The 23,434-nt window shown below is 60.0% G+C and carries 20 protein-coding genes and 1 pseudogene; 12 read left to right on the top strand and 9 right to left on the bottom strand.

The window, feature by feature from the left end; genetic code table 11:
* Positions 1-30: 30 nt before the first annotated feature.
* Together ACE04I_RS07295 and melA are read right to left on the bottom strand one after the other, a co-directional pair.
* Positions 31-2,118, bottom strand: a complete 2,088-nt coding sequence (locus ACE04I_RS07295) for an ABC transporter substrate-binding protein (protein WP_487206844.1) — start codon at positions 2,116-2,118, stop codon at positions 31-33.
* Between the two features lie 119 nt (positions 2,119-2,237).
* Positions 2,238-3,704: an alpha-galactosidase gene (gene melA / locus ACE04I_RS07290; RefSeq protein WP_487206843.1), complete on the bottom strand. Its 1,467-nt coding sequence runs from the start codon at positions 3,702-3,704 to the stop codon at positions 2,238-2,240.
* 200 nt (positions 3,705-3,904) lie between these two features.
* Here melA and ACE04I_RS07285 point away from each other — a divergent pair, with 200 nt between their 5' ends.
* Positions 3,905-4,804 (top strand): AraC family transcriptional regulator, encoded by a 900-nt coding sequence (locus ACE04I_RS07285; protein ID WP_046796614.1) that lies wholly within the window; start codon positions 3,905-3,907, stop codon positions 4,802-4,804.
* A gap of 310 nt (positions 4,805-5,114) precedes the next feature.
* On the opposite strand, the gene ACE04I_RS07280 is transcribed toward ACE04I_RS07285, so the two are convergent.
* Positions 5,115-6,011 carry a LysR family transcriptional regulator gene (locus ACE04I_RS07280; protein ID WP_245282159.1) on the bottom strand — a complete coding sequence of 299 codons (897 nt, stop codon included), beginning with the start codon at positions 6,009-6,011 and terminating at the stop codon, positions 5,115-5,117.
* A gap of 134 nt (positions 6,012-6,145) precedes the next feature.
* Between ACE04I_RS07280 and ACE04I_RS07275 the strand changes: the two genes are divergently transcribed.
* From ACE04I_RS07275 to ACE04I_RS07260, 4 genes and pseudogenes are all read left to right on the top strand, one after another.
* Entirely contained in the window at positions 6,146-7,132 is a 987-nt protein-coding gene (locus tag ACE04I_RS07275; RefSeq protein WP_046796612.1) for an MBL fold metallo-hydrolase, read from the top strand.
* 120 nt (positions 7,133-7,252) lie between these two features.
* Positions 7,253-7,876: a pyridoxamine 5'-phosphate oxidase family protein gene (locus ACE04I_RS07270; RefSeq protein WP_046796611.1), complete on the top strand. Its 624-nt coding sequence runs from the start codon at positions 7,253-7,255 to the stop codon at positions 7,874-7,876.
* Positions 7,873-8,346, top strand: a complete 474-nt coding sequence (locus ACE04I_RS07265) for a nuclear transport factor 2 family protein (RefSeq protein WP_487206842.1) — start codon at positions 7,873-7,875, stop codon at positions 8,344-8,346. Before ACE04I_RS07270 ends, ACE04I_RS07265 begins: the two co-directional genes overlap by 4 nt.
* Positions 8,347-8,357: 11 nt before the next feature.
* A pseudogene (locus tag ACE04I_RS07260) lies at positions 8,358-8,633 on the top strand (3-keto-5-aminohexanoate cleavage protein); the annotation flags it as partial.
* A 7-nt stretch (positions 8,634-8,640) separates the two neighbouring features.
* On the opposite strand, the gene ACE04I_RS07255 reads toward ACE04I_RS07260, so the two are convergent.
* A complete protein-coding gene (locus ACE04I_RS07255) occupies positions 8,641-9,399 on the bottom strand; it encodes an HXXEE domain-containing protein (RefSeq protein WP_052760488.1) in 759 nt (252 codons plus the stop codon).
* An 89-nt stretch (positions 9,400-9,488) separates the two neighbouring features.
* A complete protein-coding gene (locus tag ACE04I_RS07250) occupies positions 9,489-10,373 on the bottom strand; it encodes a LysR substrate-binding domain-containing protein (protein ID WP_046796609.1) in 885 nt (294 codons plus the stop codon).
* A gap of 125 nt (positions 10,374-10,498) precedes the next feature.
* On the opposite strand from ACE04I_RS07250, the gene ACE04I_RS07245 reads away from it, so the two are divergent.
* The 7 genes from ACE04I_RS07245 to ACE04I_RS07215 all read left to right on the top strand — a co-directional run bounded on the left by ACE04I_RS07245 (position 10,499) and on the right by ACE04I_RS07215 (position 19,040).
* On the top strand, positions 10,499-12,106 hold the full coding sequence (locus tag ACE04I_RS07245) for an ABC transporter substrate-binding protein (RefSeq protein ID WP_487206841.1): 1,608 nt from the start codon (positions 10,499-10,501) through the stop codon (positions 12,104-12,106).
* A gap of 67 nt (positions 12,107-12,173) precedes the next feature.
* Positions 12,174-13,577, top strand: coding sequence for a class-II fumarase/aspartase family protein (locus tag ACE04I_RS07240; RefSeq protein ID WP_052760487.1), 1,404 nt, complete (start codon positions 12,174-12,176; stop codon positions 13,575-13,577).
* Positions 13,577-14,557, top strand: a complete 981-nt coding sequence (locus ACE04I_RS07235) for an ABC transporter permease (protein WP_046796607.1) — start codon at positions 13,577-13,579, stop codon at positions 14,555-14,557. Before ACE04I_RS07240 ends, ACE04I_RS07235 begins: the two co-directional genes overlap by 1 nt.
* A complete protein-coding gene (locus ACE04I_RS07230) occupies positions 14,554-15,765 on the top strand; it encodes an ABC transporter permease (protein WP_487206840.1) in 1,212 nt (403 codons plus the stop codon). Before ACE04I_RS07235 ends, ACE04I_RS07230 begins: the two co-directional genes overlap by 4 nt.
* Positions 15,766-15,778: 13 nt before the next feature.
* Positions 15,779-16,747, top strand: coding sequence for an ABC transporter ATP-binding protein (locus ACE04I_RS07225; RefSeq protein ID WP_046796605.1), 969 nt, complete (start codon positions 15,779-15,781; stop codon positions 16,745-16,747).
* A gap of 12 nt (positions 16,748-16,759) precedes the next feature.
* Positions 16,760-17,743: an ABC transporter ATP-binding protein gene (locus tag ACE04I_RS07220; RefSeq protein ID WP_052760491.1), complete on the top strand. Its 984-nt coding sequence runs from the start codon at positions 16,760-16,762 to the stop codon at positions 17,741-17,743.
* Positions 17,744-18,854: 1,111 nt separating this feature from the next.
* Positions 18,855-19,040 (top strand): hypothetical protein, encoded by a 186-nt coding sequence (locus ACE04I_RS07215; RefSeq protein ID WP_487206839.1) that lies wholly within the window; start codon positions 18,855-18,857, stop codon positions 19,038-19,040.
* 248 nt (positions 19,041-19,288) lie between these two features.
* Here the strand turns inward: ACE04I_RS07215 and ACE04I_RS07210 are convergent, their stop codons facing one another.
* The 4 genes from ACE04I_RS07210 to ACE04I_RS07195 all read right to left on the bottom strand — a co-directional run bounded on the left by ACE04I_RS07210 (position 19,289) and on the right by ACE04I_RS07195 (position 23,388).
* Entirely contained in the window at positions 19,289-19,564 is a 276-nt protein-coding gene (locus ACE04I_RS07210; protein WP_046796603.1) for a DUF2277 domain-containing protein, read from the bottom strand.
* Positions 19,565-19,828: 264 nt separating this feature from the next.
* Complete coding sequence (locus tag ACE04I_RS07205; RefSeq protein WP_487206838.1) at positions 19,829-21,604, bottom strand: M14 family metallopeptidase; 1,776 nt, start codon at positions 21,602-21,604, stop codon at positions 19,829-19,831.
* 6 nt (positions 21,605-21,610) lie between these two features.
* Positions 21,611-22,459, bottom strand: a complete 849-nt coding sequence (locus ACE04I_RS07200; RefSeq protein ID WP_046796651.1) for an ABC transporter permease — start codon at positions 22,457-22,459, stop codon at positions 21,611-21,613.
* Between the two features lie 5 nt (positions 22,460-22,464).
* On the bottom strand, positions 22,465-23,388 hold the full coding sequence (locus ACE04I_RS07195) for an ABC transporter permease (RefSeq protein ID WP_046796601.1): 924 nt from the start codon (positions 23,386-23,388) through the stop codon (positions 22,465-22,467).
* Between the last annotated feature and the right edge of the window lie 46 nt (positions 23,389-23,434).

Raw genomic sequence — 23,434 nt, 5'->3', positions numbered from 1 at the left:
CCCGGATTCTCGCTTCGTCAGGGAGGAGCTCTAGTTGATAGGGCCGTTTTCGCCCGGCTTGCCGGGAAGCTGCTCAGGGAAGAGTTCGTATTTTCCCTGCTTGTCGGCCGCGACCCACAGCCGTTCGCGGATGACGGAATCCTCGGCCCAGTTGAACATGAAGATCGGAGTGCCCTGCGGCACGTTTGAAAAGCGCTTGTTGATGATGAGCGCGCCGGGATATTCCGTCAGACCGACGGTATCGACATTCTCAGTCGCGGTCTTCTGATACTGCTTCATCAGGGCCACGCGCTCATCATTGTCCTGGCTGGTGCGGAACTTGTTGATGATATCGGCGAGCTCCTCCTCGTAGGGCATAAGGTCGAGCTTGCCATCCTTGCCGGCGCGGTGATGCCAGCTCGTGCGGGGACCGACGGGGGCAAGCTGCTCCGTGCTCTGGACCACCGAAGCCAGCTCGGTGGTGTTGCGCTGGATCAACCAGTCGAAGCGGCCGCTATAGTGAGCGTCGTCCCGCTTCGGACCGTCGAGCGCATTGATGATGATCTTGAGCCCCAGCTTTTCCATCTGGCCGACAATGCCTTCGGCAAGGCTCTTGTCGGTGTTGTAGCCGTTGTTGACCAGAAGCACGATCTCGACATTTTTCCCGCCTTCGGTGCCAGCCGGGAAATTCACGAAACCGTCGCCATCCGTATCCTTCAGACCGACCTTCTCAAGCAGCCCCTTGGCGCTTTCGAGATCATGGGGATAGTAGACGACGGATTCCCTGTCGTAGAAGCTCGTGCCCGATACCAGGCCACCGGGATAGATCGCCGTGAACGGCCCCTTGACCAGTGAATCTCCCAGCGCCTTGCGATCGATCCCAATGGTAACGGCCTTGCGGAAATCCTCGTTCCGGTTCAGCTCGCGGATCGCCTGGCCGCGGGCATCCGGATCGCCCCAGCCGTTGGCGGAAAAATTCATGCGCAGATTATACCCGATGAGGCGCGGTCCAAACGCGAGACGCGCCGGCGCGGTTTCCTCCGCGGCGCGCTTCAGCGAGGCCACGAAATTTTCCGGCTGCTCGAGATTGGAAATGTCGCCGGAGCCGGCAACCGCCTGCACATCACGGTCGGCCCAGGTCGAGAGCTTGTAATGCAGCTCGTTGAGGTAAGGCAGCTGGTTGCCTTCTTCGTCCACCTTCCAATAATAGGGATTGCGGCGCATCACGATGATATCGTCGGAGCGGTATTCCACCGGCACCCAGCCGCCCATGACCGGCATGTTCAGGAATTCCGGCGGGAAGGCATTCTTGAACTGATTATAGGTGTTCTTCGAATATTTAGGATGCTGGGGCTTAAGGAGATGCGACGGCCCCGGGCAGAAGTTCGGATAGGCCATCGTATAGAGATACTGTTTCGGGAAGGCCTCCTTGAAGGTCCACTCCACCGTATAGGCGTCGATCTTCTTCAGCACCGTGCCCTCGCCGAAGGCTTCCGGCGAGGCACCGCCGCCGAGCGGTGAGACGTTCGGATCGATGACCTCGTCTTCCCAATAGAACATGATGTCGTCGGCATCGAAGGGATCGCCGTCCGACCACTTGGCGCCTTCGATAAGGTGCATGGTCAGCTTGTGACCGTCCTCAGACCACTCCCAGCTCTTGGCGAGGTTGGGAAGCGGTTCGGTGTCTTTTGCCTCGATCTGGAAGAGCGGCGCGGTGCGCGTGAGGCATTCCGAAAGGCCGATGTCGATGCCGCCCCAGCCCTGCGTCTGGCCGGCACCATAGTTCCAGCCTTCCGGCCGGCCGCCGATGACGTGGCGCATCGTATCGCCATAGACCCCGATACCGTCCGGCATGTTCTCGGTCTTGAAGACCAGCGGCTCCTTGGGCAGGCGATCCTTGACGGGCGGCAGCTTGCCAGCCTCGACGAACTTCTTCGTCACCCAACCGGGCTCGCGATATTCCGGCAGCGCCTTGAACTCGAGAATGGAATCGCGGGTCACGTATTTGATTTTGCCTTCCGCCGGGAATTGCGGCGGAACCGGCGGGGTCGTCGGCTCGGATGCCGCGGCATTCACGGCCATCACCGAAACGCCAAACGCCAATCCGGCGCGAATGCCGATCTCTCGTAAATTCGTCATCGTCTTTCTCCTCCTCTTCCGGAGCGCTTCGACGCGCCTCCGCTTCTCCTCGAACGACAATGAAAGAAAGTTCCCGAACGCCTCTCTCCCTCGGAGGCTTCCCGGCGCTTCCGCCGGCCTTAGACAGCCCGCTTGAGCGCCTCCTTTTCGGCCCGCAATTCCTCGATTGAGCGAATGTTGCGCCGCGCAGCGCCGGCCCATTCGCGCGTCTTTACCTTCGCGCTTGCGAGCCGCTCCTTGGCGCCGGGGACCGCATGGGCATATTGCGGCAGCCAGCGGGCCTGGGCGACGACCATTTCATCGACCATCTGCCAGACTTCCTCGGGGGTCGAGACGGCCCCCACCAGCGGATCGTGCAGGACGGCCAGCTTCAGAAGATCGATGTCGCCGCTGATCGCCGCATGCACCGACATGCGCTGCACGTTGATGGAGGAAATGCAGGTCGCGGCGCAGGCTTCCGGAATGGTGATATCGGAGACCATGTTGATGCCGAACCGATCGACGAAACCGGGCGACTCGATGATCGCATCCGACGGCAGGTTGGCGATCACCCCGTTGTTCTTGACGTTGAAATGGCCGCGATAAACGCGCCCCGTTTCCAGCGCTTCCAAGATATGGCTTGCGTGCTCGTTGGAACGCATGGTCGGATCGATCGGCTTTTCGGCCGAGGCGAGAAATTGCGGGAATTCCGTTTCGAACCAGTTTCGAGTCTCGGTGGAATGACGCAGATAGCCGCCTGTCTCCCCATGGATCCAGTTCGACATGTCGATCCATCTGGTGATCTCTTCCGGCCGCTTGCGATACCAGGGCAGGTATTCCGAAAGATGCCCGTTGCTCTCGGTCGAATAGACGCCGAAGCGTTTCAGGACATCGATGCGCAGCTTCTCCTGCTGCGAATAGACCGGATGAGCCTCGAAGGCGGCAATGAGTTCGTCCTTGCCGATCTGGCGACCGTTCAATTTCAGGTCGACGAACCAGGTCTGATGATTGATGCCGGAGCAGATGTAATCCAGCTCCTTTACCGATTTTGCGCCAAGGACCTCGGCGATCTGCTCGGCGCCGTGCTGGACGCCGTGGCAGAGCCCGACGGTGTCGACCCTGCCGTATTCGATGGCGGCCCAGGTGTTCATCGCCATCGGGTTCGCATAGTTCAGGAACTTCGCGCCGGGGGCTGCGATCTCACGGATATCCTTGCAGAAATCGAGGATGACCGGGATGTTGCGCTGACCATAGAGAATGCCGCCGGCGCAGATCGTATCACCGACACACTGGTCGATCCCGTATTTCAGCGGAATACGGATATCGTCCGCATAGGCTTCCAGGCCCCCGACACGCACGCAGCTCATGATATAGCGCGCGCCCTCCAATGCCTTGCGGCGATCGGTGGTCGCCGTCACTTTCGTAGGCAGTTTGTTGGATTGGACGACCTTGTCGAGGATCGCCTTGATCATCTGAAGATTGTGCTCACTGATATCCGTAAGAGCGAATTCGACGTCGGCGAATTCCGGAACGCAAAGGATGTCCGTGAACAGTTTCTTCGTGAAGCCGACGCTGCCTGCTCCGATGATAGCGATTTTGAAACTCATGATTCACATCCTCATTGCGAGCTGAAGGCTAAAGCCGGCGACAGTAGCGACAGGATAACAGCCGCGCAGGCTACGGCAGAAAAAGCTTTTAAAAGCTGGCATAGCAACGCCAAATCCTCCCGAAAACCTTCCTCCAACTTCTCCTCGGACAAGGATTATGCGTATATTCCGACAGGGAGCCAGAGAAGGATTATGCTATTATGGGTAATTTTGTGCTGCGGAATCTCATTGCAGCCGGCCCTGGCATGCGGACCGTTTCGCTGCCGCGAGGACGCCAGACGCTCCATACCATGCCGACCAGTAGCGGTTATGAGATAAGGAAGGGTCCAACCTATGACTGGGACGGGCGCAAGCGTGGTCAGGCGCCCTTCACGGTCCTGCAACATTGCATCAGCGGACGGGGGAACCTGCGCTACGAAAACCGCAGAACGCATGTCAAACCCGGTGAAACACTGCTGTTGCTCATTCCGCATAATCATCGCTACTGGCTCGAGCGCGATGAGGAATGGGAATTTTTCTGGATCTCGATGAATGGCGAGGAGGCTTTGAGGATCCACCGTTCCATTCTGGCAATGACCGGCCCTATCCTGCACCTGCAGCCCGAGACGATCGATCGCCTGGCCTATTGCTGCCATCGGCTCATGACCGGAGGAGAAACACCGGGTGCTGCATCTGCGACCGCCTATGAGGCAGCCATGCTGCTTTATGACGACGTCTTCGGATCACATCCCACATTCAGCCAGGAATATCGAACGATGCAGCATGTGCTCAGCTACATCGACAGCCACCTCGATGAGCATCTCTCGGTCAGCGATCTGGCGGCGGTGGCCGGCCTGAGCCGGGCCCATTTTTCCCGCATTTTCACGGCGAGCGAGGGACTGCCACCAGCCGAATTCGTTCTGCAGAAGAGGCTTCGGCGGGCCGCCAAGCTGCTGACGAAAGCCGCCGAAATGCCGATAAAGGAAGTATCGGCACTCTGCGGCTTCGAGGACCCCAATTACTTCTCGAAGGTATTCCGCCGCCTCTATGGCACGAACCCGAGCGATTTCCGCACGACGGGCATGTATGCGGCCGTCACCACGCAGCGAAAAAGAGCCTGAATACCCCTGTCAATTGTCGCGTAAGATCGCTTTGAACCAAAACGTTGCTCTTGAAAGGTGGTCAGGTAGTAACGCCCTAACGACAGCTCTGCGCCCCATATCGGTCATAGAGGCAAATCTTCGGCCTGCCTGCAAGCAGACATCGGCCTGGCCGGGCGGCGTTACGTCACCTGTGCGCCAAAGCGGAAATCAACTCGCCGGTGGCGGATGTCCGTTCCGGCCCGCAAGGGCAAGCGGTCGTCAATGCAGGACGATCGACTACCACTGAGCCTGATCGCCATTAACGGAGGCGCGTGTGATAGGCGGAACACTAGGGTCCCATTCGCGCGCGCAGGCGGGGGCCGATCCAGTCAAGGAAGCACCGGACCTTCAGCGGCAGCGGATCGACTGGTCCGTAAATAATATTTACTGGCAGCGGTTCCGGTGCGAACTCCGCCAACAATTCCCGCAGCGCGCCAGAGCGCAAATGTTCGTTGATCTGGTAAGAAAGCACGCGAATAATGCCGATACCGGCCAGCGCAGCCTGAATGGCAGCCTCTGTCGTGTTGACCGCGAGTTTGAGGCGCGGCTCGACGGCGAAGGCCGCGCCGTCCCGGCGGTATCGCCATTCCGGGGCGGTCGCGAAGCCCTGGAAGCTTATGCCATCATGCGGGGCGAGGTCTTCCGGCTGACGCGGCACTCCTCGGCGAGCGAGATAGTCGGGGCTCGCGCAGATCACCCGGCGGACGGCGCCAACCCGTGTTGCGATAATCGCGCTGTCCGGCAGGTGCCCGATCCGGAGGGCTACATCGACGTGCTCATCCGCCAGACTTAGTTGCCGATCAGTCAGGGTCAGCCGCAGGTTGATCTCGGGTTGCTCCTTGAGGAATTCGAGCGCAATCGGCAGCAGATGGCGCTCGCCGAAGGCAATCGGCGCGGTCACGTGCAGCCCGCCACGCAGCGCTGCATAATCGCCGCTGGCCTGCCGCTCCGCTGCGTCAAGCTCCTCAAGAATTCGACGTGACGCGGCGACGAAGGTGCGCCCCTCCTCCGTCAAGGCGAGGCCGCGACGGGTGCGCACGACCAAGCGAACGCCAAGATGTTTTTCAAGATCGGCCACTTTGCGGCTGACCGTGGCGAGCGGCGCATTCAACCGCCGTGCCCCGGCAGATAGACTGCCGGCGTCGACCACCGCCAATAGCACCGCCATCGCATCAAAACGATCCATCAAAGCCTTCCATAAAATGAGAGGAATGTTTCCAAAATACCAAGATACCCCGTTGTTTGTGGATGTCATAGCCTTCGCGTCGTCAAGGGGCTTGCCATAAGTCCCATCGTGCTACTGATCGAGAGGAAGATGTCATGCCTCAACTTTCACGTCGCGCCTTTGCCGGCGCCCTGCCTCTCAGCCTTGTCGGGGGAAGCCTCCTCGGTGGAGGCCTGCTCGGAGACTCCCTCGCCCGTGCGGCGACGCGGGATGCTGCCAAGGCGCCTGTTGTGGTGAACCCGTTCGCACAGATCCGCATCGGCCGGTTCACCGTTACGGCGCTGACGGATGGGTATGCCGACATGCCGTATGACTACTTTCCGGGACGCTCGGCACCCGAGGTTGAGAGGGCGGCAAGCGCACAGTTTGCCGCCCGGCCGAGTGGGGTTCGGTTCCTCTTCAACCAATATCTCGTCGAGGATGGCGAGCGCCGCATCCTGATCGATGCCGGTGCGGCAGGCTCGATCGGGCAGACCGGACAGTTACCACAGGCACTCGCCGCGCTCGGTCTGCAGCCCGACAAGATCGACGCGATCATCGTAACGCATATGCACCAAGACCACATGGGCGGACTTGTTCTGGGAGGCAAGAACAACTACCCCGAGGCCGATCTTTATATCGATCGTCGCGACGTCACCCACTGGACCGATCCAGCCAAACGCAACGGCGCCCCTGATTATCTGCAGACCAGCTTCAGGATGGCGGAGGAAGTCGTGCGGCTATACCCGAGGCTCCAAACGATCGATGGAGAGCGCGAGATCATGCGGGGCGTTTCAATCATCGACCTGACCGGCCATACGCCCGGCCATATCGGCGTGCGGATCGAAGATGGCGGGAAGAGCCTGATCATGGTTTCGGATATGATTTTTCCGGTCGTGCATCCTGCCGCGACCGATGTGTTCTTCCTGTTTGAGCAGGACCGTGCCGCTGCAAAAGCCATGCGTGATCGCTTCCTTCCGCGTGCCGCGTCGGAGGGCGCGCTCATCGCTGCCACGCACATGCCTTTCCCTGGTCTCGGCCGTATCGTCGCCGGTCGTGGGGAAATGCGTTGGCAGGTCGCAGATTGGGCCATGCAGGACTGATGTTCGCGCTCAGCGAGCTGAAGGGTAAAATTGCCAAGCACTAAATTGGGCTTAACAAAGATAGATTCGGCTCGCGCCGTAAGACAGCGATGCGAGCCTGCCCGAACAAGGGGATTATTGATGCCATATCATTTCCTGGAGGTCGCAATGACGCCGAGCGTCAGAGCCGCTCAGGCGAACATGGGGGTGGACCAGCTATGGCTGGGCGCTGACAACCGTCCTTCAGATACCCTCACCGAAAGCGAGATCGCCTTCATTGCCTCACGCGACAGCTTCTATATGGCATCGGTCTCCGAAACGGGTTGGCCATACGTTCAACACCGTGGAGGAAAAGCCGGCTTCCTTAAGGTCGTCGATCAGCGAACATTGGCCTTTGCCGACTACCGGGGTAATCGCCAGTACATCAGCGCCGGCAATTTTGCTGCTAACGATCGGACCTGCCTGTTCTTGATGGATTATGTGCGACGGGCACGGCTCAAAATTTATGCGTATGTGGAGCGACTGGCGCTTGATGCTGACCAGGAACTCACGGAACTGGTCTCCGACACGACCTACAAAGGAAGGGCGGAACGGATCTTCAGGCTTCGGCTTGTGGCGTTCGATTGGAATTGCCCACAGCACATCATTCCGCGCTACACCGAACAGCAGGTTGAACAAGCTGTCGCTCCTCTTCGTGAACAACTGCAGCGATTGGAAACCGAGAATGCGACTTTGCGCGCACGGTTGGAGAACCCAGAAAGATGACCGAAGCTCAACGACCACCCCTTCCGCCTTTTACGTTCGAAAACGCAGTCGAGAAAGTTCGTCTTGCTGAAGACGGCTGGAACAGCCGCGACCCGGCGAGGGTCGCTCCGGCATATACGGTAGACTGCCAGTGGCGTAACCGTGCTGAATTCGTGAGCGGGCGCGAAGCGATCGTAGCGTTTCTTTCGAGAAAATGGCGGAGAGAGCTGGATTACCGGTTGATCAAGGAACTCTGGGCTTTCGGCGGCTACCGAATTGCCGTCAGGTTCGCCTATGAGTGGCGTGACGACAGTGGGAACTGGTTCAGATCGTTCGGCAACGAGAATTGGGAGTTTGACGATAGAGGCCTGATGCGGAAGCGCTATGCCTGTATCAACGACCTGCCTATCAGCGCCGACGAGCGCTGCTTTCGGTGGCCGCTTGGCCGCAGGCCTGATGATCATCCTGGTCTCAGCGAGCTCGGTTTTTAGTCGAGACTAACCTGTCTCTTAACGGTGCACGTCCTGGCGGCTATCACCCGCGGCTACCGCTCACGGCGGATGCCATTGCCCTCGACGGTGCAGCATGCGTCTCCGCGGGGGCTGCCGAACTTCACATACACCCACGCGGCCCGAACGGACGTGAGAGCCTCCTGGTGGTCGACGAGGCGATATGCGCCGTGCGGCGCGTTTGTCCGGGAAGTCTTGTCGGAGTGTCAACGGACGCGTGGGTAGAACGCGACGAGAAGCAGACGCGAGACTGCATCTCTGCCTGTCGGCTTCCGACTACGCCCCCATCCGCGCCCTCCCGAGGTCAGTTGGTCCGCGGGTTCGAGAGATCAACACCCCATCACGCCACCGCTCCCCAAGCCATAGGATGAGCATCAGCAGGAAGGGATTCATCAGTTGCAGCAAGACAACCACAGTCGCACTCAAGCCAAAATTGACAAACAGCACCAGCGGAGCCGCCAAAACCATGTGAACTATGATCCCGCCAGCCACAAGAAGGGCGAGCGCGCCGTAGCTCATCCGCCCTGGACCGAAGCAGGCGCGGATAACCCACACGGCCAGGACCACGAAAAGCAGTGAAGTGAAAAAACCTCCACCGAAGCTACCCCCAAGCGCGGCTGCCATATGTACCAGGGCGTTGATGATTATGATGCCGTATATAGAAAGACCGACAAGCGGGTGTCGTCGGCTGAGCAGGGCTGCAATGGGAGCCGCGACCCAGAACGCAGTGACATTGACCGCAAGGAAAAACACCGGTGGGATCGGGCAATTCGGATACGGCGGCAAACCAGGCTGTGCACAAATCATGCCTGGAAATGCATGGAACGTCCCAAGCAGATCGATGCCGTATTCTTCGAAGTTGTGAAGCAGGTAGGCCGCCGTCCCGATCCAAGACAACCACACCCAGTCATGCCATCGCGAGCGGCTTGGATCGCTCCGGAGACGGTTAGTTGCAAAAAGCAGAACCGACAGGACGATTGCTCCAACGCCGCCAATCCAAGCAGAGGCGATGTCGAACCAGTGCCAGTAATGCATGATTGAGGAGGCCCTTTTGATAATATGCAGGCCCGAGCACGACTGGAGAATGTTGCCATAACGCGCCGCAGACTGAACACCGGCCTGCTCTATTCCACAACTGCATCCCTCAGCCAATTGCGAAAGAACCGGAAACTGTCGGACCGAAGTTTCGGATCGGCGAACATGAAGAAATAGTGCTCATGCACCATGTCTTTCTCAAACAGCGCAACGAGTTGACCATCCGCCAGTTCCTGCTTGACCAGCTTTTGGCGAACAATGGCGATGCCAAGTCCTTCGACTGCGGCCGTCAGTTCGAGGCCAGAGCTTTCGAGATCGATGAAGCGCGTCCTGGAAAAAATCCTCGGAGCGCGCGCCCCCAGCCACCGCTCCCAGTTGCGTGTGAATTCCGCGGAACGCAGCAAGGTATGCCGCTCCAGGTCGTCCGGTGTATCTAGGGGCGGCGCGCGGTGAAGATAGGCAGGGCTACAGACTGGTGTAAGATCCGCGTCGCCCAATATCTCGCACACGAATCCCTTCTTGCTGATCGCCTCCCCCACATGGATCGTACCGTCCAACCCTTCGATATCGTGCCCGCCAGTGACGAACTTTACGACAATATCGGGACGACGTGCGTAAAGCGTTCCAAGCACCGGCATGATGCATTTCTGCAGAAAAACGCGCGGGCTGCCGATGACGAGCGGCCGCCGATCGATACCGACGGAGAGATCGCTCGTCACCGCGCGTATCTGGCCGAGGGACGTATGAATCTTGTCCCAGTAGACTTCGCCGGCCGGCGTAAATGTGATCCTTCGATGCGACCGCTCGAAGAGATCGCAACCGAGGAATGATTCAAGATTCTGGATCTGCCGACTAACGGCACCGGGAGTGAGACAGAGTTCGTCCGCCGCCTTGGCAATGCTCATGTGCCGCCCCACAGACTCGAACACCGGAAGCGCGGTCATCGGCGGCAAGTCCTTGCGCTTTGTCTGCATGTGGCTTCCTCCCCACGGCTATCTCTATCTTTCGATTGAGAAAAACTCAATCGAATCCAGAAAAATTCGATTTTTCCCCGGACAACACAGCGATACGGTCCCACAAAATAAATGGGAGGAGGACCATGAAAAACTTAACACTGGCATCTTTTGGCGTAGCGCTCGCGACCGCGACGTCCCTTTCCGCTGTCCCGGCTGCGGCTGAACAGCTGCGCGTTGGTCTCGCGGCGCTCGCGACTTCGGTCGATCCGCATTTCCATCGCGCCGGCTATAATTTCGACCTTCGGGAGAACATCTCGGACGCACTCGTCTATACGAACGGCGTCAACGGCACCGTCGAGCCTCGCCTTGCGAAATCATGGGAGATTCAGGGCGATACCAAATGGGTCATCACCCTCGAGCCGAAGGCGAAGTTCGACGATGGCAACCCGCTCGGCGCCGACGACGTGATCTATTCCATCTGCCGGGTACGCAATGTTCCCAACAGCCCCGGCCTCTTCAGCAGCTTCATCGCCACGATCGCCAATATCAAGGACGCCGGCGATGGCAAGATCGAGATCGACACCAAGAAACCCGATCCGAACCTGCTGCGCAGCCTGAGCAATATCGGAATTGTCCAGAATCCGACGGGCCGCACGCTGGCCTATGACGACAAGAGCTGCGGCAACGACAACTGGCTGGCCACCGGGGACTTCAACAGCGGCAAGACCTCGCCCGGTATCGGCCACTACCACGTCAAGAAGTTCACGCCCGACGTGGAGATCGAGCTGGAACGCAACGACCAGTATTACGGCACGCCGGCCGCCTATGATTCGGTGCTGGTCAAATCCCTGCCGGACAACAGCGCCCGCATCGCCGCCCTGCTCGGCGGCTCGGTGGACGTCATCAACGCGGTGCCGATCAACAGCATCGACAGCATCCAGTCCTCGGGCAAGTACCATCTGTCGTCCATGCCCTCGACGCTCCTGATCTTCCTGCTTCCCGACCAGGGCCAGGAGAAGACGCCGAAGGTTTCCGGTACCGACGGAAAGAACCCCTTCCTCGACCCGCGCGTCCGCAAGGCGCTCAATCTCGCCATCAACCGCGAGCAGATCGCCGAAACCGTGATGGGCGGCATGGCCCAGCCGGCGAGCCAGATCATCGTGGACGGTGTCTTCGGTTATAATCCCGATCTGCAGGCGTATCCTTATGACCCGGCGGAAGCCAAGCGCCTGCTGGCCGAAGCCGGCTATCCGAACGGCTTCTCCCTGACGTTGAACGCGCCCAGCGACCGCTACGTCAACGGCGCCCAGGTGGCTCAGGCGGTCACCGCCATGCTCTCGCAGGTCGGACTGAACGTGACGCTGGAGACCTTTCCCTTCAGCATCTATTTCACCAAGGCGAGCGCCTACGAATTCAGTCTCTATCTCGCCGGTGCCGCCGCCGATACCGGCGAAGGCTTGAGCCAGATGATCAATCTCGCCGGCACACGTAACCCCGATCGCGGCTGGGGTGGCGCAAACCGCGGACGTTATTCCAGCGAGGTCACCGACAAGGCGCTTGAAGACGCACAGTCGACGCTGGATGACGCCAAACGGGAAGAGCTGCTGCGTGCTGCAGTCGCCGAGGTCTACAAGGATGACGGTTACGTGCCGCTCTATCACGAGTTCGGCGTCTGGGGAGTTCGCAACGGTGTTCACTATGACGCCAATGCCAACCTGACCAACATCTTCTACACCGCCCGCCCCGAATAAGGCGTGCCGGCAAGGCCGTCATCCCTCGCTGGCCTTGCCCTCTCATTCATGAAAGTGCGAAATCCAGATGGGTACAGAATTCAACGACGCCCTCACGTCACAATATGACTACCGGGGACTGCGGGACGCTTTTGCGCCGCCGGCCATGTACCAGGCCTTCCTGGATGTCGAAAAGGCCGTCGCGCTGGCTCAGGGAGAGCTTGGCATGATCCCGGCCGCCTCGGCGGAGGCGATCGCCGGACATTGCCGTTTCGAATACCTGGATACGGACCGCCTCGATACGTCGTACCGGACGACCCGTCACCCGCTTATGCCGCTCATCAACGAACTTGTCCGGCTTGCCGGTCCACAGCATGGCGGGTATGTCCACTGGGGCATCACCACGCAGAACGTCATCCAGACCGGATTGCTGCTGCTCGCCAAGCGTGCCCAGGCGACATTGGATGGGTTGCTCGCCGACATCCTGCGCCATCTCGGTCGCCATGCCCGCACCCACGCGAAGACCATTATGGCGGGGCGGACCCACTATCGCCATGCGGTGCCGATCACCTTCGGCTTCAAAGTGGCGGTCTGGATCGATGAATTCTTGCAGGCCGCGGACCGGCTTCGGGAAGCGGAAAGCCGGGCCTTCGTCGTCATGACCGGCGGTGCGGTCGGCTGCTTCTCCGCTCTGGGTAGAGAGGGTCCGGCCCTCCAGTCACGCGTGGCAGCTCTTCTCCGCATGGGCGAGATGGCTATTCCCTCGCGCGCAATCCGCACGCATATGTGCGAATATGTCAATGCGCTGAGCCTGACGGCCTCCATCTGCCATAAGATCGCGGAAGAGATCTACCAGAGTTCTTCGGAGGAATATGGCGAGCTGCATGAAGGCCGCGTCGAAGGCTCGATCGGTTCCTCCACCATGCCACAGAAGATCAACCCCATCCTCTGCTACGGCATCATCGCCAACAGCAACAAACTCTATTCCTGCGCCGGCATGCTGATGGCAAGTGCCCACCGCCCGTTCGAATCCGACGGTAGCGCCAACCAGATGTTCGAGGACGGATTGGCGGAGGTGATCGGCGCCATTTCCGAAATTCTCGTGCGGACCGAACTTCTGGTGCGCGACCTCTACGTCGACAAGGAGCGGATGCGGTCCAACCTGGACCTGTCGCACGGCGCGATCCTCGGCGAGTTCGCCATGATGCGGCTCGGCGAAACCCTTGGCAAACACAAGGGCCACGAATTGGTGCACGACGCCGCCATGGCTGCCGCAGCCGGCAGAGCGCCTTTCCTGGATGAGCTTGCCCAATTGCCGGGCGGCCAGGCGCTGCGCACGGAGATCGAGGATCGGCTTGAAACCGGCAGCACTGGCGGCATATGCGCCGAATATGCGCTGCACTTTGGATCGCTGGTTGAGAACATCGGAGCCGGATCGATGCCGACAGCCGAGCAACGCAATATCAACGCCTATCTGAAGGCTGACCGCTGATGCTCTCCTTCGTGCTGCAGCGCCTGTTGCAAAGCGTGGTCGTGGTCTTTGTGCTGTCGATCGTGCTGTTCGTCGGGATCTGGCTGATCGGCAATCCGGCCGACATCCTGATTTCCTCGGAAGCTTCGGAGGCCGACCGGCTGGCCGCCATCACCGCCCTCGGCCTCGACAAGCCGCTCTGGCAGCAATACCTGACCTTCCTCGGCAATGCAGTGCAGGGAGATTGGGGTACCTCCTTCGTCTACAAGGAACCCGCCACCAGTATCCTGCTGCAGCGTCTGCCGGCGAGCCTCGAACTCGGGCTAGTCGCCTTCGTCATCGCGATTGTCGCTTCAGTACCGGCCGGGCTCTATGCGGGGCTTAAACCGGAATCGCTGCTCGGCCGGGGCGTCATGACCTTTTCCCTGATCGGCGTCAGCATCCCCACCTTCTGGCAGGGCATGCTCCTGATCGTCGCCTTCGGCATCGCTTTGCCGATCCTGCCGGTGGGTGATCGGGGAGCGGTCGCAACCCATTTCGGCATCACCAGCAGCCTATGGACGCTCGATGGCTGGTCGCATGTTATCATGCCGGCCTTCAGCCTGGCGCTCCTCAAGATGTCGCTCCTGATGCGCGTCACACGCGCCGCGACGATGGAAATCTCCCGCCTCGACTTCGTGAAGTTCGCCTATGCGAAGGGAGTGCGCAGCCGCAAGGTCGTCGTCAGGCATATCCTGCGCAACGCCTTGGTTCCACTCATCACCGTCACCGGGATCGAGCTCGCCAACCTGCTCGCCTATGGCGTGATCACCGAAACGGTGTTTTCCTGGCCAGGTCTCGGCAAGCTATTGATCAACTCCATCAAGGTGCTAGACAGGCCGCTGATCGTCGCCCAGCTCACCTATACCGCGCTGCTGTTCATCGCCATCAACTTCATCGTCGATATTCTGCACATGGCGATCGATCCGCGCGTGAAATCCGTTCTGAGGCGCGCGGCATGAGCACGACTGGTTTCAACGATTTTGCGCAGCGTTTCGCGGAGAGCCGCACGGCCGTCATCAGCCTGCTGATCAGCCTCGTTTTCGTCGCCTGCGCCCTATTCGCGCCGCTAATGTCGCCGACGGACCCTTACGACCTGACCCAGCTTCAACTGTCGGACGCCTTGAAGCCCGCCGGCTCGACGCGGATGCTGCCCGGAGAGGAAGTCCGCGCCAATATCCGCTTCCAGGGGGGCACGGCATCTGTCGAGCCCGCCTCACCCGCACAGACCCGCCAAAGCATCACAGCCGAGTCGTGCGGAGCAAACTGTCTCGGCGTCGGGGTGGCCCCGGAAGGCACCAAACTCGCCAGCCTGCAGATCCGCAATCTGCCGGCGGGCGCCAGCGTGGAAGGCGGAAAGAAGCATATCGTCCAACCCTGGTGGACCGTGGACAACCCGGAGGACGGCAGGGTCAGGATCGTCTCCAACAGCCAGCTTCCTGAAAACTTCACTGTCCTCGCCATCGCAAAATCCCTGGATCGGGAAACGGATTTCGTCTTTCGTCTCGGCACTGACGGTTTCGGCCGCGACATGCTCTCCGCCATCCTCTACGGCATCAGGATCAGCGTCTTCGTCGGACTTGTGGCTGCGGGTGCCGCGATGGTGCTTGGTACCGGCTTTGGGCTTCTCGCGGCCTGGCGGGGCGGTATCACCGATGCAATCATCATGCGTGCGGTAGATTTCATGCTTGGCCTTCCTGCGCTGCTCGTTGGGCTTGCGATCCTCGCCATCTTGGGCAATGGCGTCAGCAAGGTCGTGCTTGCCATCGTCATCGTGCAATGGTCCTATTACGCTCGCACGGCCCGCTCCTTCGCGATCAGCGAGCTTGGCAAGGAATATGTCGAGGCCGCCCGATGCCTGCGGCTTTCCCCGACGCGCATTATGCTGCGCCACGTGCTGCCCAACTGCATGCCGCAGATTATCGTGCTCTTCACTCTCAATATCGCTGCCGCGATCTCGCTCGAATCCTCACTGAGTTTCCTCGGTGTTGGCCTGCCGCTCACCAGACCCTCCCTCGGCATGCTGATCGCCAGCGGCTATGAATTCATCTTCTCGCACAAATACTGGATCAGCATCTATCCGGGCGTGGTGCTGCTCGTGATGATCGTCGCGATGAACTTGCTCGGCGACCGGCTGCGCGATCTCAACAATCCGCGGCTTGACCGCTAGGAAAGGTGCAGGGATGACGGAACCCTTTTTCCAAGTCGACGGCCTCAACACCTGGTTCTTCACGCGACAGGGCGTGATCAAGTCGGTGCGCGATATTTCCTTTGATCTTCGTCGTGGCGAGGTGTTGGGCATCGTCGGCGAGTCCGGATCCGGCAAATCGGTGACCGGCATGTCGATCATGGGTCAGATCGACGAGCCGGGGCGTATCGTTTCCGGCTCAATCTCGCTCGACGGCCAGGAGCTGACTGCCCTTACGTTCGAGGAGATGCGCCGCTTTCGCGGCCGCAAGATCGCCATGGTCTTCCAGAACCCATTGATGACCCTGAACCCGCTGATGCGGGTGCGCGATCAGATGTACGAAGCGATCAGCGAGCATGAAGATGTTTCCCGCAGACAGATGCACGACCGCTGCATCGAAGTGCTGATGGCCGTGGGTATTCCCTCCCCGGAGGAGCGGCTGAACGCTTATCCGCACGAGATGTCGGGCGGCATGCGCCAGAGGGTCGTCATCGCGACCGCCTTGTTGCTCGGACCGGACATGATCATTGCCGACGAGCCGACGACTGCTCTCGACGTGACGATCCAAGCCCAGATCATCTACCACATCCGTCGGCAGATCGACGAGCGTGGCCTCGGCATGGTCTGGATCACTCACGATCTTTCGACACTTTCCGAACTCGCCGACCGGATTATGGTGATGTATGCCGGCGCGATGATGGAGATCGGCACGACGGAGGACATCATCGGCGTTCCGCGCCATCCTTATACCCGCAAGCTTCTCGGCTCCGTTCCCTCGCGCAACACGCCGGGCGAGAAGCTAAGGCAGATCCCCGGCAACATGCCCTCGCTCCTTTCTCTGGGAAAGGGCTGTCCCTTCGCCAGCCGTTGCGAACGGGCGACGGAGATCTGCGGCGAGCCGGTACCGGCGACGCAACTATCGGCTACGCATCACATCTGGTGCTATCATCCATTCGAGGAGTGACGCGTGAACGAGATGATCTTCGAGGCAAAGGATTTGTCGCGCAGCTTCACGGTGGGGCACAGGGTATTTGGCGATCTGGCGAACCGTTTTATGGGTGACCGCCCTCCAACGGTACTGCGCGCGGTGGACAATGTCTCGCTTACGCTGCGCGAGGGAGAAACGCTCGGTGTCGTCGGGGAATCCGGCTGCGGGAAATCGACCCTGGCGCGAATGATCGCCGGCATCCTGCCGGTATCCTCTGGCGAACGGCACTTCCGCGGTGAGCCTTACGATAGCCTCCTTGCCCGCAAGCGCGATGCGCTGAAGATCCAGATGGTCTTCCAAGACCCGCTTTCCTCTCTCAATCCGCGCCTGCGTGTCGGCGAAATCGTCGGCGAGGCGGCGGTCTTGCATGGGCTGGTGCCGCGCTCACGGGTGAAGGAATACGTGATCGACATCCTCGCCCGGGTCGGTCTGCCTGCGGACAGCCTCGGACGCTATCCACATCAGTTTTCCGGTGGCCAGCGCCAACGCATCGGCATCGCCAGGTCGTTGGCGGTAAAGCCCGACATGCTGATCTGCGACGAAGCCGTTGCCGCGCTCGATGTCTCGGTCCAGGCGCAGATCATCAATCTCCTGATGGACATCAGGCGCGACAGTGGCCTTGCGATGATCTTCATCAGCCATGACCTCAGCGTCATCCGCCACCTGTGCGATCGGGTGGCCGTGATGTATCTCGGCCGCGTCGTGGAGCTTGCCGAGACCGAGCAGCTCTTCGCATCGCCTGCGCACCCCTATACCCGCATGTTGCTCGACGGCATGCCGAAGATTTCGCTTGAGCGACGTAAGTTCATGCCGATCAAGGGCGAAATCCCCTCGCCGCTCAGCCCGCCTTCCGGTTGCCATTTCCATCCTCGCTGTCCAATTGCGACGGAGAATTGCAGACGGACGCGTCCGGAGTTGCGAGAGATTGCGTCCGGCCAGGTTCACGCATGCTTGAATGTCGAAGCTATATAAGGAGAGGCGGGCTTTGATTGGAAGTTTGGTTGGCGGGGCCTGACTGCACAGAGACTTTTAAAATGGGCATATCGCGCCCTCAAAGCGGAACGGTCCGTTTCGCGTGGAAATGTACACGCACCGTAATCGCCCTGGCCGAGACGGGGCCGTGTGCGGCCTGGCTGCTTCTGCAGCGTGGAGAAACAAAAGTGGACATGCCACCGTGGTGCGCGGACGCCTGCTATCGACCAATCTCGGCCACTCAGAGCACGTCAGCGACTACCTGAAACCTGCCCTTGCGTGCGCTTCCACTACTGGCAATTCGGAGGCCCCCGTCCGGTTTCGGATACCGCCCAGGGGATAGCTGCCATTAGTCGCGAAGCTATCAACACGACCACTTAAGACCTTCCGAGAACCGTTCATGACTTCTATCGCAACGCACTCGATCCCATGACTGTGGGTGCGCCATCCGAAGATGGAATGCCTGAGCCATTGCAGTTCGCCTTGGATGCACGGACAAGCCCGTTACTCATTGCATCTGACGGTATGGAATGGGTGATCGGCAAAGGGTGGCTGGTTTTTGACGGCAGGAACGAATGTCTGCTATCACTCGAAGTGGCAAATGAGACGGACGTCTAACGCGTTATTCAGCGGTGCGTCGGTGCGGGAGCATTTGCGGTTAGCGAGCCGAGCAGAAAGAATGGGGATACGAAGGCATATTTGCTGACCCCGACGGCATCTGTGGATGGTCGCCGCAGTTTCCAAGGAGAGAGAATAATCAACGATCGGCTGGGGGTCTCCGCTCGCTCCGTGGGTATTCGATAGGCGACTTTCCGCCCCCACCCTTTGACGATCCCTCGGCACTCCGAGAGGCTGTCATGTTCAGATTTCAGTTCCTCAGCGAGGGTGAGGCAAGCCATAGGGGTCGGCGTCTTCAAGCAACCACGCCGCGATGATCGATTCTGCTGTCGCTCGCCGCCCGGCCGACTTGCTGCCCCGTTCGGGTTCGCGTCCGACCAGCGTCTCGCATCGGCAAAAGAAATCGGCAACCAACATCGGCAACTGTACTGACTTCCAGCCTCGAATGCCTTATATTCCAGTCGATTAACTCGTTACCGAGATCGGCAAAAAAATGTTTGAAACACCTGCCCGTATTGAACCGCTGTTCTTTGACGACACGGTGCCGACCGTGCTGGCCGATCTCGTTCGGGTCATGAATAACTACTACAGCAATGATTACAGGGAGCGGCTGTTTCCGAACTTGTTCACCGATGCTGAAGTGCCGGCGCCCGAAGCACCAGCGTTGTCATTCAGATAGATTGAGGTAGTTGCTAACGCTTGGTCTTGGGGGATCCTTTGTGCAAAGCTATGGACAGCTTGCGGCCCTATGCGGTCGGTCTAGTTCTGATACTTCAGCGATAGCTGACGCACGCGATTCGGACATCGAAACTACGACACACGCGCTCGAGGTGGAGCCATTGCTGCAGTTACGGAAACCTGTCGATCAAACGGCTCCCGCTTCAAAATCCCTCTACCGTGGAATTGCTCGCAGGACCGAGAACCAGCTCAGACGGCGCGTCCATAACGCTGCTTAGCCCGCTCCCTCGCCCTAGAGGCGACGACCTCGCGGTCTTTGGGCGGTGCTTTGGTTTCCAGAGCCTGCAACAGCTTGTGCACAGATCTTTTGATCTCCTCTACCGCGTCGTAAAACGCGGCTTCATTGGCTTGTGAGGGGCGAGTGGACCCAGAGATCTTGCGCACGAACTGTAGGGCTGCGTCGTGCATCTCGTCCTTGGTGGCTGGTGGGTCAAAGTTGAACAGCGACTTGATGTTTCGGCACATGAGGTCCTCCTTCGCTGGTGGTGCAGTGTTGCACCAGCCCTGCGCCGATGCAACACAACGCAGGAGCCAGGTAGCCACTTCACTGGCTTGTCCGCTTCGCGCGCCAGTCAGAAAACGCGGCTTAGTCCTTTCACCCTCTGTGAACATGCCGACTCTTCCCTGCGATATAGTCAGCAATCCGATCCTAATCTGCTGTGATTAGGGTCGGTGATGCCGGCATGGACCGCCCGTTCATGGACAGCGCAGAAATAGTGGCGTACTCCATCATGCCACCGTTCCTGCGGCTGAAGTCTGGTGCTGGAGCAACCCCGCCACCTCTCCGGCAACGATCTCCTGCCATGCGGCATAGGCCGAAAGAACCGTCTCCATCTGCGCCGTATGGCCGGCGATGAAGTCGTTTCCGTAGATCGTTTCGTCCGGATATTCGGTTATCAGCGTCATCGGCACGGTATGGCGATCGTCGACCGACGAGAGGCACGGGAAACCATTGATGATCCGGAAGCCTGTCTCCCCGGCGTGGATCTCGTAAAGCGCGATCTGCCGGTCATTGTATTCCAGGAGACCCGGGATGGCACCGAGATGGCGCGTCACCCGATCAAGCAGCGCTTCGGCCGGCACTTCCCACTTCGCATGGTGACGCATGACGAGGAAGAAGCCCTTCGGCAGCGTCCACATGGCGAAATTGCGCGGCACATAGCCCGAAAGCGGCCGCGTCCACTCATGCGAGGGATAGCCGTGCAGATTCACATGCAGCTTAGCGCCGCTGAGTTCCTGTGCCCTGAAGCGGATCTCCTTCTCGTTGATGTGCTCCCCGGAGTTCTCGCGGGTACGGTATTCGAGATCGTCGCCGAGCGCCGTATAGCGCGCCGCATGGTGCATGTGGCGCGGATTATCCATGCGCAGCCGCTGGTGCAGCGCGTAACCGTCGGGGTTTTCGAGCGGCGAAATGGTGAAATGCGCCCCCTTCATCTTCGCCAGTTTGCTGGCAGCCCTGAGCGCGCCGACAATACCGGTCGTCTCGTTGGGGTGCTGGCCGCCGCTGATCATCACCGCGGCATCGCTGCCGGCATGATAGCGCGCAGCAACAATCCGGCCCGAGCGTGAACGGGCCCTGAATTCCTCACCGCCAATCTTCTCAAGCAGCCTGGCGACCTGTCCTGCGGCCGGCGGCTCGACAGCCGTGTCGATTGCCTGATCGCCGCAATCCAGGAACGACGTGGAGAGCGCCTTCGTCTCGATACGGACCGATATCTCGCCTTCGCTCAAGACGATCTCCGGAACGATCTGGCCCGGTTTCAGGCCGCGATCGCCGAGCGGGCGGCCGGATTTCTTCTGGAAGAATTCGAGCAGCGAGAAATAGAAATCCTCGTGGAGCGCTTCGCGCAGGCTGACAGCCTCGTCCCCCACGTCGAGCCGCTCGTCTTCTGCCGGATGGCGCACACGAATGGCCAGCTCTTCGAAATAGGGCTCCTGATTGCCCCAATCGTGTCCGGAGATCGCTGCGATCGCATCCTCGAACAGTGCCTCATATTCGGTTTGCAGGCGCTCGCCGTCCGCATCGCCCGCCAGCCGATACCAGCCGGTCGGGGACACATTCGTCTCGCCGACCGCGTCGGTATGAATCCGGTTGGGGGCAAGAACCTTCAACGTCTCCGTTCCGCCGGCGCGCGTCAGCAGAACGTCATAGAAGAACCCGTCGTCCTCGCGGGGCACGAAACCGATCTTCGCCTTGCCGACAAGCGATGCAAGCGGATAGGCCTCGAGGCGAAACCGGTTGGCCGGCGCCGCCGCATGCACCGGATAGCGAATTTCGATCGCCTGCACGCCCGTGAGGTCAATGTCCTCGCGGAAAGAGAAGAGAAGCGGCTTGTATGCGCTGCGTATGCGGGCGGTCACACCCCTTTCCGCAAGCCGACGTTCGGCCTCGCGGCGGCTCTTCGCATCGTCGAAGGTCCAGGCTTCGAAGGATTGGCCGGCAACTGCCCGCGCCACCAACTGGTCAAGCGTGCGTTCGAAGGTCTTGCTGAAGATCTCGGTCATGCGAATTCACCTTGAGGTTCTGCCGGTCGGGTCGAGGCTGTCGCGCAGCCAGTCGCCCAGGAGATTGAGACCGAGCACCGTCAGCAGGATGGCGAGCCCCGGAAAGACGCTCACCCACCAGGCCGTCTGCAGATAGGTGCGTCCGTCGGCAAGCATGCCGCCCCAGCTCGGGATGGTCGGATCGACGCCGAGGCCGAGGAAGGTCAGGCTGCTTTCGAGCAGGATGTTGTTGGCGACATTGAGCGTCATCAGCACGATCACCGGTCCGATCAGGTTCGGCAGCAGATGCTGGAAGATGATGCGCCAGTCCCTCACCCCGATTGCTCGCGCCGAGAGGATGAATTCACGCTCGCGTAGCGTCAGGACCGAGCCTCGCACAAGCCTGGCATACTGCACCCATTGCGAGACGATCAGCAGGATGATCGTGTTCGTCAGACTGCCGCCCACGATGGCGATGAAGGTGATCGCCAGGAGAATGAAGGGCATGGCAAGCTGCAGGTCGGCGAAACGCATCACGAGCATGTCCCAGAAACCGCGGTAGTAGCCGGCGATCAGACCCATGAGAACGCCGATGATGACGGCGCCGATCACCGAGGTGAAGCCGACGAGCAGCGAGATCTTGCCGCCGGCCACGACGCGGGCCAGCACGTCGCGCCCCAGCGGATCCGTTCCGAACGGGTGGGCCGCATTGGTAAAGGGCTTGGCAAGGCGCGCCATCAGGTCGATCTTGTCGGCGCCGCCCGGAAACAGAAGATCGGAGAAAACGACGGCGAGGCAGATGATGATGGTCAGCGAAGCGCCGAGGATGAATTCGAGGCTCGAAAAGCGCGACAGGCGGGAGATCTTGGAGGCCATCGTCATCACTCCGTACGGATGCGCGGATCGACAAGCCCGTAGGCGATATCGACCAGAAGATTGATGCCGACGATCATCAGCGACAGCACGGTGATGACGGCCTGGAGAACGGGATAGTCACGTGCTGCAACCGCATCGAAGGCAAGTGTACCCATTCCCGGCCAGTTGAAGACCCGTTCGATCACGACGATGCCCCCGAGAAGCCCGCCGAACTGCAGGCCGAAATAGGTGATGAGTGGAATAGCGCAGTTGCGCAGCGCGTGCTTGTACAGAACCTTGCTCTCGCTCAAGCCCTTCGCACGCGCCACCATGATATATTGCGACTGGAGCGTCTCCAGCATGGATGTGCGCACGAGACGGACATTGGTCGCAGTCAGGATGATCCCCATGGTGACGGCCGGCATGACATAGCTTGCCGCGCCGGACATGCCGCTTGGCGGCAGCCAGCCGAGTGCGACCGCAAACAGCAGGATCAGCATGGTCGCGAGCCAGAAATTCGGGAAGGACAGGCCGAGCAGCGAGAAGATGCGGATGAACTGGTCGGCGCCCTTGCCGCGCGCCGTCGCGGCCTTGACGCCGAGCGGGATGGAAAGCGCGATCGATACCGCCATGGAGATGAAGGCAAGAAGCAGTGTCGCCGGCAGTGCATTGCCGATCAGCAGCGAAACCGGTGTGCCGCCCGAAAAACTGCGACCAAAATCCAGCGTGACGAGCCCCTTCAGGAAGGTCAGGTACTGGACGATGAACGGCTGATCGGTTCCAAGTGCCGCTCGAATGCGCGCCAGATCGTCTTCCGTCATGCTGCCACCGCCCTGGAACATCATCAGTGCGGGATCGCCGGTCAGGCGAATGGCGAAGGAGACGACGAGCGTGATCGCAATGACGACGAAAATCGCCTGCAGCAATCGTTTGATGAGGAAACCGGCCACGTTCTTTTCCTTGAAAACGGTGGGGTGGCGCCCGGTTTAAGGGCTG

Source organism: Rhizobium moroccans (genome assembly GCF_057559155.1).
Note: the sequence above shows the minus strand (reverse complement) of the source record. Positions and strands in the feature narration are given on the sequence as shown.

Bases quoted from the DNA above. Each gene is read 5' to 3' on its own strand.
- ACE04I_RS07250 (WP_046796609.1), bottom strand. From the start codon at position 10,373: ATGCAGACAAAGCGCAAGGACTTGCCGCCGATGACCGCGCTTCCGGTG.
- ACE04I_RS07215 (WP_487206839.1), top strand. From the start codon at position 18,855: ATGTTTGAAACACCTGCCCGTATTGAACCGCTGTTCTTTGACGACACG.
- ACE04I_RS07265 (WP_487206842.1), top strand. From the start codon at position 7,873: ATGACCGAAGCTCAACGACCACCCCTTCCGCCTTTTACGTTCGAAAAC.
- ACE04I_RS07245 (WP_487206841.1), top strand. From the start codon at position 10,499: ATGAAAAACTTAACACTGGCATCTTTTGGCGTAGCGCTCGCGACCGCG.
- ACE04I_RS07220 (WP_052760491.1), top strand. From the start codon at position 16,760: ATGATCTTCGAGGCAAAGGATTTGTCGCGCAGCTTCACGGTGGGGCAC.
- ACE04I_RS07230 (WP_487206840.1), top strand. From the start codon at position 14,554: ATGAGCACGACTGGTTTCAACGATTTTGCGCAGCGTTTCGCGGAGAGC.
- ACE04I_RS07235 (WP_046796607.1), top strand. From the start codon at position 13,577: ATGCTCTCCTTCGTGCTGCAGCGCCTGTTGCAAAGCGTGGTCGTGGTC.
- melA (WP_487206843.1), bottom strand. From the start codon at position 3,704: ATGAGTTTCAAAATCGCTATCATCGGAGCAGGCAGCGTCGGCTTCACG.
- ACE04I_RS07240 (WP_052760487.1), top strand. From the start codon at position 12,174: ATGGGTACAGAATTCAACGACGCCCTCACGTCACAATATGACTACCGG.
- ACE04I_RS07270 (WP_046796611.1), top strand. From the start codon at position 7,253: ATGCCATATCATTTCCTGGAGGTCGCAATGACGCCGAGCGTCAGAGCC.
- ACE04I_RS07295 (WP_487206844.1), bottom strand. From the start codon at position 2,118: ATGACGAATTTACGAGAGATCGGCATTCGCGCCGGATTGGCGTTTGGC.
- ACE04I_RS07200 (WP_046796651.1), bottom strand. From the start codon at position 22,459: ATGGCCTCCAAGATCTCCCGCCTGTCGCGCTTTTCGAGCCTCGAATTC.
- ACE04I_RS07275 (WP_046796612.1), top strand. From the start codon at position 6,146: ATGCCTCAACTTTCACGTCGCGCCTTTGCCGGCGCCCTGCCTCTCAGC.
- ACE04I_RS07225 (WP_046796605.1), top strand. From the start codon at position 15,779: ATGACGGAACCCTTTTTCCAAGTCGACGGCCTCAACACCTGGTTCTTC.
- ACE04I_RS07205 (WP_487206838.1), bottom strand. From the start codon at position 21,604: ATGACCGAGATCTTCAGCAAGACCTTCGAACGCACGCTTGACCAGTTG.
- ACE04I_RS07255 (WP_052760488.1), bottom strand. From the start codon at position 9,399: ATGCATTACTGGCACTGGTTCGACATCGCCTCTGCTTGGATTGGCGGC.
- ACE04I_RS07280 (WP_245282159.1), bottom strand. From the start codon at position 6,011: ATGGATCGTTTTGATGCGATGGCGGTGCTATTGGCGGTGGTCGACGCC.
- ACE04I_RS07210 (WP_046796603.1), bottom strand. From the start codon at position 19,564: ATGTGCCGAAACATCAAGTCGCTGTTCAACTTTGACCCACCAGCCACC.
- ACE04I_RS07285 (WP_046796614.1), top strand. From the start codon at position 3,905: ATGGGTAATTTTGTGCTGCGGAATCTCATTGCAGCCGGCCCTGGCATG.